This is a genomic window from Pseudomonas sp. SJZ131, assembly GCF_007828705.1.
GTDB classification, from domain to species: domain Bacteria; phylum Pseudomonadota; class Gammaproteobacteria; order Pseudomonadales; family Pseudomonadaceae; genus Aquipseudomonas; species Aquipseudomonas prosekii.
In genome coordinates this window covers 351,839-365,340 of record NZ_VIVC01000005.1, presented here as the reverse complement: position 1 = coordinate 365,340, position 13,502 = coordinate 351,839, and the positions used below count along the sequence as shown (strand labels likewise).

Below are 13,502 nucleotides of genomic sequence, written 5' to 3'. Positions count from 1 at the left end.
TAAGGCTTTTCCTTGAATACGCGCCTTGACGGTGTGGTGGGCGCATTCCTATAGTGTGCGCAAGTGGCGGAAAGTGGCATGAAGTGGGTTTTTTGAGCTCAAAACGATAAAAATTGGAGAAACGCTGACGTGTTTCGCGGAGCTAACGCTATCAATCTCGATGCAAAGGGCCGTCTCGCTATGCCGAGCCGGTACCGTGACGAGTTGGTTTCGCGTAGTGCCGGCCAATTGATCGTGACCATTGATGCCGTTGATCCATGTTTGTGTGTTTACCCCCTCGATGAGTGGGAAATTATTGAAACCAAACTGCGCGCCTTGCCTTCGCTTCGCGAAGAAAACCGTCGCCTGCAACGTTTGCTGATTGGTAATGCCGTCGACCTCGAGCTCGATGGCAGTGGTCGTTTTCTGGTTCCGCCGCGTCTGCGCGAATATGCCAAGTTGGATAAACGCGCAATGTTGGTAGGCCAACTGAACAAGTTCCAATTATGGGACGAGGATGCCTGGGATGCGGTTTCTGCCGCTGACCTGGCTGCCATTCAACAACCGGGCGCCATGCCTGATGAACTGCGTGATTTGATCCTGTGACTATTGATAGCGGCTTTAACCACATCACCGTACTGCTTGACGAAGCCGTGGAGGCTCTCGCCGTACGTCCTGATGGCTGCTATCTGGACGGCACGTTCGGGCGCGGCGGGCACAGTCGGTTGATCCTCAGTCAGCTCGGTCCCGATGGTCGGTTGCTCGGATTCGATAAAGATCCTCAAGCGATTGCCACCGGGCAAACGCTAGCGGCCGAAGACGGCCGCTTTGTCGTTGTGCAGCGCAGCTTTGCCGAGCTCGGTTCGGAAGTTGCCGAACGCGGTCTGGCCGGCCAGGTCAGCGGCGTGCTGCTCGACCTCGGCGTGTCGTCGCCACAACTCGACGACCCGGAACGCGGCTTCAGTTTCCTCAACGATGGCCCGCTGGACATGCGCATGGACCCGTCTCGCGGGATCAGCGCTGCCGAATTCGTCAACACCGCGCCGGTGGAAGAAATCGCCAGAGTGTTCAAGGAATATGGCGAAGAACGTTTCTCCGGGCGTATGGCCCGCGCCGTCGCCGAGCGCCGCGACATCAAGCCGTTCGAGCGCACCGCCGATCTGGCCGAAGTGCTGAAAGTGGCCAACCCTGCGTGGGAAAAAGGCAAGAACCCGGCAACCCGCGCGTTTCAGGGCCTGCGTATTCACGTCAACAACGAACTGGGCGATCTGGAAGCCGGCCTCGAAGCCGCGCTCGAAAGCCTGGAAGTCGGCGGTCGTCTGGTGGTGATCAGCTTTCACTCGCTGGAAGACCGCATCGTCAAACTCTTCATGCGCAAACTGGTGAAAGGCGAGGCCGACAATTTGCCGCGCAACCTGCCAGTGCGTCACGTCGCGTTTGAACCGAAAATCAAAGTCCATGGCAAAGCGCAGTCCGCCTCCGAAGCCGAACTCAAAGCCAACCCACGTTCCCGTAGCGCCATCATGCGTGTCGCGGAGAAGTTGCGGTGAGCAAGCTTTTCGCCAAGCCACTGCCTGGCGGCAGCTTTTTCATGATGCTGCTGTTCATCGGCGTGCTCGTGTCGGCCATCGGCGTGTCGTACAGCGCGCACTGGAACCGTCAGCTCTTGAACTCGCTGTATAACGAATTGAGCGTGCGCGACAAGGCGCAAGCCGAATGGGGCCGTCTGATTCTTGAACAGAGCACCTGGACTGCGCACAGCCGTATCGAAGTGCTGGCCACCGAACAACTGAAGATGCGCATTCCCGGCGCCGCCGAAGTACAGATGGTGGCGCCATGATGAAACTCGAAGGTGCACTGTTCCCTTGGCGTTTCCGTGTGGTCATGGGCTTGCTCGGGATCATGGTGGCAGCGATCGGCTGGCGCATCATCGACCTGCAAGTGGTCGACCGTGACTTCCTCAAAGGTCAGGGCGATGCGCGCAGCGTTCGACACATTCCGATTCCGGCTCACCGTGGTCTGATCACCGACCGTAACGGCGAGCCGTTGGCCGTCAGTACCCCGGTCACCACGCTGTGGGCGAACGCCAAAGAAATGCAACTGGCCAAAGAGAAGTGGCCGGCACTCGCCGCTGCGCTGGGTCAGGACCCGAAAGCCCTGAGCGAGCGTCTTGAAGCGCAGGCCAATAAAGAATTCATCTATCTGGTGCGCGGTTTGACCCCCGAGCAGGGCCAGTCGGTGCTCGACCTGAAAGTGCCCGGCGTCTACGGCATTGAAGAGTTCCGCCGTTTCTACCCGGCCGGCGAAGTCACCGCGCACATGGTCGGCTTCACCGACATCGACGATCACGGGCGCGAAGGCGTCGAACTCGCTTATGACGAATGGCTGGCCGGGGTCCCGGGCAAGCGCCAGGTGATCAAGGATCGGCGCGGTCGGCTGATCAAGGATGTCCAGGTCACCAAAAACGCCAAGGCCGGCAAGCCCTTGGCGTTGTCGATTGACCTGCGTCTGCAATACCTGGCCAACCGCGAACTGCGCAACGCGATCATCGAGAATGGCGCCAAGGCCGGCAGCCTGGTGATCATGGACGTGAAAAGCGGCGAGATCCTCGCCATGGTCAACCAGCCGACCTACAACCCGAACAACCGTCGCAACCTGCAACCGGCGATGATGCGCAACCGCGCAATGATCGACGTGTTCGAGCCGGGTTCGACCATGAAAGCCATCTCCATGAGCGCCGCCCTGGAAACCGGGCGCTGGAAGCCGAGCGACACCGTCGAGGTGTATCCGGGCTCGCTGCAGATCGGCAGATACACCATTAAGGACGTTTCGAAAAGTGAAGGGCCGGTGCTCGACCTGACCGGCATCCTGATCAACTCCAGTAACGTCGGCATGAGTAAAGTCGCTTTCGATATCGGCGGCGAAACGATTTTCCGTCTCGCGCAAAAAGTCGGCCTCGGCCAGGACACCGGCCTCGGCTTCCCCGGCGAGCGCGTGGGCAACCTGCCGAACTACCGCGAATGGCGCAAGGCTGAAACCGCTACGCTGTCCTACGGCTACGGTATTTCGGTGACGGCGATTCAGCTGGTGCACGCCTTCTCGGCGCTGGCCAACAACGGCCGCCTCGCGCCGCTGACATTGATCAAAACCGACAAGCCGCCGCAGACCACGCAAGTGCTGCCGGAAAACGTCGCGAAAACCATGCAAGGCATGTTGACCCAAGTGATCGAGGCCCCGCGCGGCGTATTCCGTGCGCAAGTGCCGGCGTATCACGTGGCCGGCAAGTCCGGTACTGCGCGCAAGACTTCCGTGGGCACCAAAGGCTACGCCGAGAATTCCTACCGCTCGCTGTTCGCCGGTTTCGGGCCGATGAGCGATCCGCGTTTTGCCATCGTCGTGGTGATCGATGAACCGACCAAAGCCGGTTACTTCGGTGGTCTGGTTTCGGCGCCAGTGTTCAGCAAAGTGATGTCCGGGACCCTGCGCCTGATGAACATCACGCCGGACAATCTGCCGCCAACCCAACAAGCCAACGCTGCACCGGTCGTTCCGCTGAAAGCCAATGGAGGGCGCGGCTGATGTCTCTTAGTCTGAACAAGATTTTTCCGCATGCCGGTCGTGATCTGTTGATCCGCGAACTGACGCTCGACAGTCGCAATGTGCGCGCCGGCGATTTGTTTCTCGCGGTGCCGGGCGGCAAGTTTGACGGCCGTGCGCACATCGCCGATGCCTTGCAACGCGGCGCGGCGGCAGTGGCGTATGAAGTCGAAGGCGCGACCGTGCTGCCGATCACCGATGTGCCGCTGATTCCGGTCAAAGGCCTGGCGGCGCAGTTGTCCGATATTGCCGGGCGCTTTTACGGCGAGCCGAGCCACCACCTGAATCTGGTGGGCGTCACTGGCACCAACGGCAAAACCAGCGTGACTCAATTGGTCGCGCAGGCACTGGATTTGCTCGGCCAGCATTGCGGCATCGTTGGCACCTTGGGCACGGGTTTCTACGGCGCGCTGGAAAGCGGCCTGCACACCACGCCGAACCCGATTGCCGTGCAAGCGACCCTCGCCGACCTGAAGAAGGCCGGGGCCAAAGCCGTGGCCATGGAAGTTTCGTCCCATGGTCTGGATCAGGGCCGGGTCAGCGCATTGGCGTTTGACGTGGCGGTGATGACCAACCTGTCGCGCGATCATCTGGATTACCACGGCACCATGCAGGCCTACGGCGAAGCCAAGGCCAAATTGTTTGCCTGGAACGATCTGAAATGCCGGGTAATCAACCTCGACGACGAATTCGGTCGGCAACTGGCCGCTGATAAACGTGAGTCGCGCCTGATCACCTACAGCCTGGAAGATTCCAGCGCCTATCTTTATTGCCGTGAAGCGCAGTTCGACGACGAGGGCGTGCGCGCCACGCTGGTCACGCCGCAAGGTCAGCATCACCTGCGCAGCACTCTGCTCGGGCGATTCAACCTGAGCAACGTCCTCGCGGCGGTCGGCGCCTTGCTCGGCCTCGACTACGCGCTCGACGAAATTCTCAAGGTTCTGCCAAAACTCGAAGGTCCGGCCGGGCGCATGCAGCGTTTGGGCGGCGGTACTCAGCCGCTGGTGGTGGTCGATTACGCGCACACGCCGGACGCACTGGAAAAAGTCTTGATGGCCCTGCGTCCACACGCCAAGGGTCGGTTGCTGTGCCTGTTTGGATGCGGCGGTGATCGCGATCGCGGCAAGCGTCCGCTGATGGCCGAAGTGGTCGAGCGTCTGGCCGATGGCGTGCTGGTCACCGACGACAACCCGCGCACTGAAGATCCTTCAGTGATCTTCGATGACATTCGCGCCGGTTTCAGCGCTGTGGATAAAGTCAGCTTCGTTGCCGGGCGTGGTCAGGCGATTGCGCAGTTGATCGCCAGCGCCTCGGCCGATGACGTGATTGTCCTGGCCGGTAAAGGTCACGAGGACTATCAGGAAATCAACGGCCAGCGCCACGCCTTTTCCGATCTGGTCGAGGCTGATCACGCCTTGACCGCGTGGGAGGTGGCCCATGCTTAAAGCCCTCAAGCTTAGTGAACTGACCGGCGCACTGAACGCTCGTCTGATCGCTGCCGACGCCAGTTTCGACGGTGTCAGCATCGACAGCCGCGCGATCAAACCGGGCCAACTGTTTATTGCGTTGACCGGTCCACGCTTCGATGGTCATGACTATCTGAACGACGTCGCTGGCAAAGGCGCGGTGGCGGCTTTGGTCGAGCGCGAAGTCGCCGACAGCACGCTGCCGCAATTGCTGGTCGCGGACACCCGCCAGGCCCTTGGCCAACTGGGTGCGCTGAACCGTGCCGCGTTCAACAATCCGGTTGCGGCAGTCACCGGTTCCAGCGGTAAAACCACGGTCAAGGAAATGCTCGCGAGCATCCTGCGCACGCGCGGTCCGGTGCACGCGACCCGTGGCAACCTGAACAACGACCTCGGCGTGCCGCTGACCTTGCTCGAACTCGCGCCGGAACATAGCGCCGCAGTCATCGAACTCGGTGCCTCGCGCCTCGGCGAAATTGCCTACACCGTGGCCATGACCAAACCCCACGTGGCCATCCTCAATAACGCCGGGACCGCCCACGTTGGCGAATTCGGCGGGCCGGAAAAAATCGTTGAAGCCAAAGGCGAGATTATCGAAGGGCTGGATGCCGGTGGCGTCGCCGTGCTCAATCTCGACGACAAGGCTTTCGGCATCTGGAAGGCCCGTGCTGGCGAACGCCAAGTGCTGACCTTCGCACTGAACAATCCAAGTGCCGACTTTTATGGCAGCGAGCTGGACCGCGATGCGCGCGGTTGCCCGTCCTTCAATCTGCACAGCCCTGACGGCGTGGAACGCGTGCAACTGAACCTGCTCGGCGTGCACAACGTTGCCAACGCCATGGCCGCCGCCGCTGCCGCGCACGCCTTGGGCGTGTCGCTGTTCGGCATCGCCACCGGACTTGGCGCGGTGCAACCGGTCAAGGGCCGCACCGTGGCGCAACTGGCCACCAACGGCATGCGCGTGATTGACGACACTTACAACGCGAACCCCACCTCGATGTGCGCCGCCGTTGATATACTCGCCGGCTTTTCCGGCCGCACCGTTCTGGTGCTCGGGGATATCGGCGAGTTGGGCGACTGGGCGGAGCAGGGGCACCGCGACGTGGGCGAATATGCCCGTGGCAAGGTTTCCGCGCTTTACGCAGTCGGCCCTCTGATGGCTCACGCCGTGAACGCATTCGGCCCGCAGGCTCGGCACTTCAGCACTCAGGCTGAGCTGATCGAAGCCCTCGGCGCCGAGCAAGACCCAAACACCACCATTTTGATCAAGGGCTCGCGCAGCGCGGCGATGGAAAACATCGTCGCCGCTTTGTGCGGGTCCAGTCTGGAGAATCATTAATGCTGCTGCTGCTAGCGGAGTATCTGCAACAGTTCTACAAAGGCTTCGCGGTCTTTCAGTACCTGACCCTGCGCGGGATCTTCGGTGTGCTGACCGCGCTGGTTTTGTCGCTGTGCTACGGCCCGTGGATGATCCGCACTCTGCAGAACCGTCAGATCGGCCAGTCCGTTCGCAACGATGGTCCGCAATCGCACCTGTCCAAATCCGGCACCCCGACCATGGGCGGTGCGCTGATCCTGTCGTCCATCGGCATCAGCACTTTGCTGTGGGCTGACCTGAGCAACCGTTACGTCTGGACCGTGTTGCTGGTGACCTTGCTGTTCGGCGCCATCGGCTGGGTCGACGACTACCGCAAAGTCATCGAGAAAAACTCCAAGGGCTTGCCGAGCCGCTGGAAGTACTTCTGGCAGTCGGTGTTTGGCCTCGGCGCGGCGATCTTCCTTTATATGACCGCCCCGAGCGCTGTGGAAACCACGCTGATACTGCCAATGCTCAAGGATCACAGCATCCCGTTGGGCATCGGTTTTGTGGTGCTGACCTATTTCGTGATTGTCGGCTCGAGCAACGCGGTCAACCTGACTGACGGCCTCGACGGCTTGGCGATCATGCCGACCGTAATGGTCGGCGGTGGCTTGGGGATCTTCTGCTACCTGTCGGGTAACGTGAAGTTCGCTGAATACCTGCTGATTCCTTACGTGCCCGGCGCCGGTGAATTGATCGTGTTCTGCGGCGCCTTGATCGGCGCGGGCCTGGGCTTCCTCTGGTTCAACACCTATCCGGCGCAAGTGTTCATGGGCGACGTCGGCGCGCTGGCGCTCGGCGCCGCGCTGGGCACCATCGCGGTGATCGTGCGTCAGGAAATCGTCCTGTTCATCATGGGCGGCGTGTTCGTGATGGAAACGCTGTCGGTGGTCATCCAGGTGGCCTCCTTCAAATTGACCGGGCGCCGCGTGTTCCGCATGGCGCCGATTCACCACCACTTTGAACTCAAGGGCTGGCCCGAGCCGCGCGTAATTGTGCGCTTCTGGATCATCACCGTGATTCTCGTACTGGTTGGCCTTGCCACCCTGAAGCTGAGGTAGAACGAGTGTCTCTGATCGCTTCTGACCACTTCCGCATCGTTGTCGGCCTCGGCAAGAGCGGCATGTCCCTGGTTCGCTTCCTGGCGAACCGGGGCACGTCGTTTGCCGTCGCCGACACGCGGGAAAATCCACCGGAACTGGCCACGCTCAAGCGTGACTATCCGCACGTGGAAGTGCGTTGTGGCGAGCTCGACGTCGAATTCCTCTGCCGTGCCGACGAGCTCTACGTGAGCCCCGGTCTGGCGCTAGCGACTCCGGCGTTGCAGGCCGCCGCCGCCCGTGGCGTGAAATTGTCCGGCGACATCGAGCTGTTCGCGCGTAACGCGAAAGCGCCGATTGTTGCGATCAGCGGCTCCAACGCCAAAAGCACCGTCACCACGCTGGTTGGCGAGATGGCAGCGGCGGCGGGCAAACGCGTCGCGGTTGGCGGCAACCTCGGGGTGCCGGCGCTGGACTTGCTCAGCGACGACGTCGAGTTGTACGTCATGGAACTGTCGAGCTTCCAGCTCGAAACCACGGACCACCTCGGCGCTGAAGTGGCGACCGTGCTTAACGTCAGCGAAGACCACATGGACCGCTACAGCGGCCTGCCGGCCTATCACTTGGCCAAGCACCGGATCTTCCGTGGCGCCAAGCAGTTTGTGGTCAACCGTCAGGACGCCTTGAGCCGTCCGTTGATGGGCGAGGGCCAGCCGTGCTGGACCTTCGGTCTGAGCAAACCTGATTTCAAGGCATTCGGCATCCGCGAAGAAGACGGCGAGAAGTACCTGGCTTTCGAATTCCAGAACCTGATGCCAGTGCGCGAATTGAAAATCCGCGGCGCGCATAACCAGTCCAATGCCCTCGCGGCACTGGCGCTGGGGCATGCGGTCGGCCTGCCGTTCGACGCCATGCTCGCCAGCCTGCGCACCTTCGCCGGGCTTGAGCATCGCTGCCAGTGGGTCCGCGACCTGAATGGCGTGAGCTATTACAACGATTCCAAAGCCACCAACGTCGGCGCCGCACTGGCTGCCATCGAAGGTTTGGGCGCGGACATCGACGGCAAGCTCGTGCTGATCGCCGGTGGCGACGGCAAGGGCGCCGAATTCAAGGATCTGCGCGATCCGGTGGCGGCCAACTGCCGCGCCGTGGTGCTGATGGGCCGCGACTCCGACTTGATCGGCCAGGCCATTGGCGACGGCGTGCCGCTGATTCGCGTCCACTCGCTGGCCGAAGCTGTCGCCCAATGCCGCGCCATCGCCGAACCCGGCGACGCGGTGCTGTTGTCGCCGGCCTGCGCCAGTTTCGACATGTTCAAGAATTATGAAGACCGTGGTCACCAGTTCGTCCGCGCTGTGGAGGAATTGGCATGAGCCTGCGAAATATCATCAAACCGTATCCGTCGCCGATCATTACCGGGCGCGGTATCGACCTCGACTTCCCGATGCTCGTTGGTTGCCTCGCCCTGATCGGCCTCGGCCTGGTGATGATTGCCTCGGCTTCCACCGAAGTCGCCGCTGTGCAGTCGGGCAGCGCGCTGTATTACATGACCCGGCACTTGATCTACATCGTTCTGGGCCTCGGTGCCTGCATCGTCACCATGATGATTCCGATCGCCACGTGGCAACGCCTCGGCTGGCTGATGCTGCTCGGCGCGTTTGGCTTGCTGGTGATGGTGATCATCCCGGGCATTGGCCGCGAAGTGAACGGCTCGATGCGCTGGATCGGCTTCAGCTTCTTTAACGTGCAGCCATCCGAAATCGCCAAGGTGTTCGTGGTGATTTACCTCGCCGGTTATCTGGTGCGTCGGCAGAAAGAAGTGCGCGAGAGCTGGATGGGCTTCTTCAAGCCGTTCATCGTGCTGCTGCCAATGGCCGGTCTGTTGCTGATGGAGCCGGACTTCGGTGCCACCGTCGTAATGATGGGCGCGGCGGCAGCGATGCTGTTCCTTGGCGGGGTCGGGCTGTTCCGGTTCTCGCTGATGGTGGTGTTGGCGGTTGGCGCGGTGGTGTTGCTGATTCAGGTACAGCCCTATCGAATGGCGCGTCTGACCAACTTCGCCGACCCGTGGGCCGACCAGTTCGGCGCCGGTTATCAGTTGTCGCAAGCCCTGATCGCGTTTGGTCGCGGTGAATGGCTGGGCGTGGGCCTGGGCAACAGCGTGCAGAAACAGTTTTATCTGCCGGAAGCGCACACCGACTTCGTGTTCTCGGTACTGGCCGAAGAGCTCGGCGCGGTGGGTTCGCTGTGCACCGTCGCGCTGTTCGTGTTCGTGTGTATTCGCGGTATGTACATCGGTTTGTGGGCAGAGAAAGCCAAGCAGTTTTTTGCCGCTTACGTGGCTTACGGTTTGTCGTTCCTGTGGATTGGTCAGTTCCTGATCAACATCGGCGTGAACGTCGGCCTGCTGCCGACCAAAGGCCTGACCTTGCCATTCCTCAGTTACGGCGGCAGTTCGTTGGTGATCTGCTGTGCCTGTCTCGGCTTGTTGCTGCGCATCGAGTGGGAGAGTCGGACCCACTTGGGCAGCGAAGAGATGGAGTTCCATGAGAGCGACTTCGCCGAGGAGCCGACTCATGGGCGCTAACGTTTTGATCATGGCCGGCGGCACTGGCGGGCACGTGTTCCCGGCGCTGGCCTGCGCGCGGGAATTCCAGGCACGCGGCTACACCGTGCATTGGCTCGGCACGCCGCGCGGCATCGAAAATGACCTGGTCCCGGCGGCCGGTCTGGAACTGCATCGGATCAATGCCAGCGGCTTGCGCGGCAAAGGCAAGCTGTCGCTGCTCAAGGCGCCATTGATGTTGCTCAAATCGATCTGGCAGGCGCGGGCGATCATTCGTCGGCTGCGGCCGGTGTGCGTGGTCGGCTTCGGTGGTTATGTGACCGGCCCCGGCGGCGTCGCAGCGAAACTGTCTGGCGTGCCGGTCATCGTTCACGAGCAGAACGCCGTCGCCGGTACCGCCAATCGGTTGCTGATGCCGTTGGCCGCCCGAGTCTGTGAAGCGTTCCCCGACACCTTTACCCTGTCGAACAGCCGTCGGACCACCGGTAATCCGGTGCGCACCGAGCTGTTCCTCGAAACACCGCGACCAGCCCTGGCCGGTCGCAAGGCGCGTTTGCTGATCCTCGGCGGAAGCCTGGGCGCAGAACCGTTGAACAAGTTGCTGCCTGAAGCCCTGTCGCAAGTCGCCGCCGACCTGCGTCCGGAAGTGTTTCATCAGGCTGGCAGAAACCACGATGAAGTGACTGCGCAGCGCTATCGCGAGGCTGGCGTCGAAGCGCAAGTGCAGCCATTCATCAAAGACATGGCCCAAGCCTATGGCTGGGCCGACCTGGTGGTGTGCCGTGCAGGCGCGTTGACCATCAGTGAACTGGCCGCCGCCGGTCTGCCCTCGATGCTGGTGCCTTTGCCCCACGCGATCGACGATCACCAGACCCGCAACGCCGAATATTTGGCCCGTGAAGGCGCAGCCTTCCTGATGCCACAAAGAACGACTGGCGCCGCAGATCTTGCCGCACGCCTGACAGAGGTCCTGATGCAACCGCAACGACTCAATGACATGGCCAACGCGGCCCGCCGTCTGGCGAAACCTGATGCTACCCGTAACGTTGTCGACACCTGCCTGGAGGTGGCCCATGGTTGAGAATCAGAAAGCCATGCCGCACCCGGAAATGCGCCGCATCCGTAAAATCCACTTCGTCGGTATCGGCGGCGTGGGCATGTGCGGCATCGCCGAAGTGTTGTTGAACCTGGGCTATGAAGTGTCCGGTTCCGACCTCAAGGCGTCGCCAGTGACTGAACGTCTCGAATCGTTCGGCGCGCACATTTATATCGGCCACCGTGCCGAAAACGCTGCCAACGCCGATGTGCTGGTCACTTCGAGTGCCGTGAACACTTCCAACCCGGAAGTCGCCACCGCCCTGGAACGCCGGATCCCGGTGGTGCCGCGTGCGGAAATGCTTGCCGAATTGATGCGCTACCGCCACGGCATCGCCGTCGCCGGTACGCACGGCAAAACCACTACCACTAGCCTGATCGCTTCGGTGTTTGCCGCCGGTGGCCTCGATCCGACGTTCGTCATCGGTGGTCGTCTTAATGCTGCTGGCACCAATGCCCAGCTCGGCACCAGCCGTTACCTGATCGCCGAAGCCGATGAAAGTGACGCCAGTTTCCTGCACTTGCAGCCATTGGTGGCCGTGGTTACCAACATCGACGCCGACCACATGGCGACCTACGACGGTGACTTCAACAAACTGAAGAAAACCTTCGTCGAGTTCCTGCACAACCTGCCGTTCTACGGCTTGGCGGTGGTCTGCCTCGATGATCCGGTGGTGCGTGAAATCCTCCCGTTGGTCAAACGCCCAACCGTGACTTACGGCTTCGGCGATGACTGCGACGTGCGCGCAATCAATGTGCGCCAGCAAGGCATGCAGACCTTCTTCACCGTGCTGCGCCCGGATCGCGAGCCGCTGGACGTTTCGGTCAACATGCCGGGCAACCACAACGTATTGAATGCGCTGGCGACCATCTGCATCGCTTCCGACGAAGGCGTCAGCGATGAAGCCATCGTCCAGGGCCTGTCCGGCTTCCAGGGTGTCGGTCGACGCTTCCAGGTCTACGGCGAACTGCCGGTCGACGGCGGCAACGTGATGTTGGTCGACGACTACGGTCACCACCCGACCGAAGTGGCGGCAGTGATCAAAGCCGTGCGCGGTGGCTGGCCGGAGCGTCGTCTGGTGATGGTTTACCAGCCGCACCGTTACAGCCGCACACGCGACTTGTACGACGATTTCGTCAATGTCTTGGCCGATGCCAACGTCCTGCTGCTGATGGAAGTCTATCCGGCAGGCGAAGAGCCGATCCCGGGCGCCGACAGCCGCAAATTGTGTAACAGCATCCGTCAGCGTGGTCAGTTGGACCCTATCTACATCGAGCGCGGCGTCGACCTCGCGCCACTGGTGAAACCACTGCTGCGTGCCGGCGACATCCTGCTGTGCCAGGGCGCTGGAGACATCGGTGGCCTTGCGCCGAAATTGCTCGCCAGTCCGTTGTTCGCCGGTGCGGTTGCCGCGCCGACTGTGGGGAAGTTGAAATGACTGCTGCTTACGCCAACCTCGCCTCCACGATCGCGCCGAAAGACTTCGGCCGCGTCGCCGTGCTGTTCGGCGGCAAGAGTGCCGAGCGTGAGGTTTCGCTGAAGTCCGGCAACGCGGTGCTTGAAGCGCTGAAGAGTGCTGGCGTGGACGCGTTCGGCCTCGACGTCGGCGATGACCTGCTGCAGCGTTTGCTCAACGAAAAAATCGATCGCGCCTTCATCATTCTCCACGGTCGTGGCGGCGAAGACGGCAGCATGCAGGGCCTGCTCGAATGCCTGGGAATTCCCTACACCGGCAGCGGCATCCTCGCGTCCGCATTGGCGATGGACAAGCTGCGCACCAAGCAGGTCTGGCACAGCCTCGGCATTCCGACGCCGCGCCATGCGGTACTGAGCTGCGAGGCCGATTGTATTTCTGCGGCGACGGAACTGGGCTTCCCTTTGATCGTCAAACCGGCCCATGAAGGTTCAAGTATCGGTATGGCCAAAGTGAGTTCCGCGTCGGAGTTGATCGACGCGTGGAAAGCGGCCGCTACCTACGATTCGCAAGTGTTGGTCGAGCAATGGATTCAAGGTCCGGAGTTCACCATCGCCACCCTGCGTGACCAGGTGTTGCCTCCGATTGCCCTGGGCACGACGCACAGTTTCTACGACTACGACGCCAAGTACGTGGCTGCCGATACGCAGTACCGGATCCCGTGCGGCCTCGACAGCCACAAAGAGCAGGAATTGATCGACCTCACGGCCAAAGCCTGTGAGGCGCTGGGTATCGCCGGTTGGGGCAGGGCAGACGTGATGCAGGACGCTGAAGGGCAGTTCTGGTTTCTCGAAGTCAACACCGCGCCGGGCATGACCGATCACAGCCTGGTGCCGATGGCGGCCCGTGCTGCCGGTCTGGATTTCCAGCAACTGGTTTTGGCGATTCTGGCCGCCAGCATTGAAGAGCCGCGAGGGTAAGACC

The 13,502-nt window shown here is 61.5% G+C and carries 12 protein-coding genes; all 12 read left to right on the top strand.

The genetic code is table 11. The features are described 5' to 3' along the window. Nucleotides 1-129 precede the first annotated feature (129 nt). From mraZ to FBY12_RS22565, 12 genes are read left to right on the top strand one after another with little or no spacing between them, the layout of a single operon-like run. The gene (gene mraZ, locus FBY12_RS22620; protein WP_092278191.1) at nucleotides 130-585 is read left to right on the top strand and encodes a division/cell wall cluster transcriptional repressor MraZ; all 456 of its coding nucleotides are present in this window, start codon (nucleotides 130-132) and stop codon (nucleotides 583-585) included. Continuing rightward, on the top strand, nucleotides 582-1,529 hold the full coding sequence (gene rsmH / locus FBY12_RS22615) for a 16S rRNA (cytosine(1402)-N(4))-methyltransferase RsmH (protein WP_371927520.1): 948 nt from the start codon (nucleotides 582-584) through the stop codon (nucleotides 1,527-1,529). Before mraZ ends, rsmH begins: the two co-directional genes overlap by 4 nt. Then, entirely contained in the window at nucleotides 1,526-1,819 is a 294-nt protein-coding gene (ftsL, locus tag FBY12_RS22610; RefSeq protein ID WP_092278193.1) for a cell division protein FtsL, read from the top strand. Before rsmH ends, ftsL begins: the two co-directional genes overlap by 4 nt. Beyond that, complete coding sequence (locus FBY12_RS22605) at nucleotides 1,819-3,558, top strand: penicillin-binding protein 2 (protein WP_178111798.1); 1,740 nt, start codon at nucleotides 1,819-1,821, stop codon at nucleotides 3,556-3,558. The genes ftsL and FBY12_RS22605 overlap by 1 nt, the downstream gene beginning before the upstream one ends. Then, on the top strand, nucleotides 3,558-5,021 hold the full coding sequence (locus tag FBY12_RS22600; RefSeq protein ID WP_145256063.1) for a UDP-N-acetylmuramoyl-L-alanyl-D-glutamate--2,6-diaminopimelate ligase: 1,464 nt from the start codon (nucleotides 3,558-3,560) through the stop codon (nucleotides 5,019-5,021). Before FBY12_RS22605 ends, FBY12_RS22600 begins: the two co-directional genes overlap by 1 nt. Then, complete coding sequence (murF, locus tag FBY12_RS22595) at nucleotides 5,014-6,381, top strand: UDP-N-acetylmuramoyl-tripeptide--D-alanyl-D-alanine ligase (RefSeq protein WP_145256060.1); 1,368 nt, start codon at nucleotides 5,014-5,016, stop codon at nucleotides 6,379-6,381. Before FBY12_RS22600 ends, murF begins: the two co-directional genes overlap by 8 nt. Continuing rightward, nucleotides 6,381-7,463 carry a phospho-N-acetylmuramoyl-pentapeptide-transferase gene (gene mraY, locus FBY12_RS22590; protein WP_092278202.1) on the top strand — a complete coding sequence of 361 codons (1,083 nt, stop codon included), beginning with the start codon at nucleotides 6,381-6,383 and terminating at the stop codon, nucleotides 7,461-7,463. Before murF ends, mraY begins: the two co-directional genes overlap by 1 nt. Nucleotides 7,464-7,468: 5 nt before the next feature. Beyond that, nucleotides 7,469-8,815 (top strand): UDP-N-acetylmuramoyl-L-alanine--D-glutamate ligase, encoded by a 1,347-nt coding sequence (gene murD / locus FBY12_RS22585; protein ID WP_145256057.1) that lies wholly within the window; start codon nucleotides 7,469-7,471, stop codon nucleotides 8,813-8,815. Then, a complete protein-coding gene (gene ftsW / locus FBY12_RS22580; RefSeq protein ID WP_092278206.1) occupies nucleotides 8,812-10,029 on the top strand; it encodes a putative lipid II flippase FtsW in 1,218 nt (405 codons plus the stop codon). The genes murD and ftsW overlap by 4 nt, the downstream gene beginning before the upstream one ends. After that, nucleotides 10,019-11,089: an undecaprenyldiphospho-muramoylpentapeptide beta-N-acetylglucosaminyltransferase gene (murG, locus tag FBY12_RS22575; RefSeq protein ID WP_092278208.1), complete on the top strand. Its 1,071-nt coding sequence runs from the start codon at nucleotides 10,019-10,021 to the stop codon at nucleotides 11,087-11,089. The genes ftsW and murG overlap by 11 nt, the downstream gene beginning before the upstream one ends. After that, nucleotides 11,082-12,542: a UDP-N-acetylmuramate--L-alanine ligase gene (murC, locus tag FBY12_RS22570; RefSeq protein ID WP_109520759.1), complete on the top strand. Its 1,461-nt coding sequence runs from the start codon at nucleotides 11,082-11,084 to the stop codon at nucleotides 12,540-12,542. The genes murG and murC overlap by 8 nt, the downstream gene beginning before the upstream one ends. After that, entirely contained in the window at nucleotides 12,539-13,498 is a 960-nt protein-coding gene (locus FBY12_RS22565; protein ID WP_145256054.1) for a D-alanine--D-alanine ligase, read from the top strand. Before murC ends, FBY12_RS22565 begins: the two co-directional genes overlap by 4 nt. The last annotated feature ends 4 nt before the right edge of the window (nucleotides 13,499-13,502 follow it).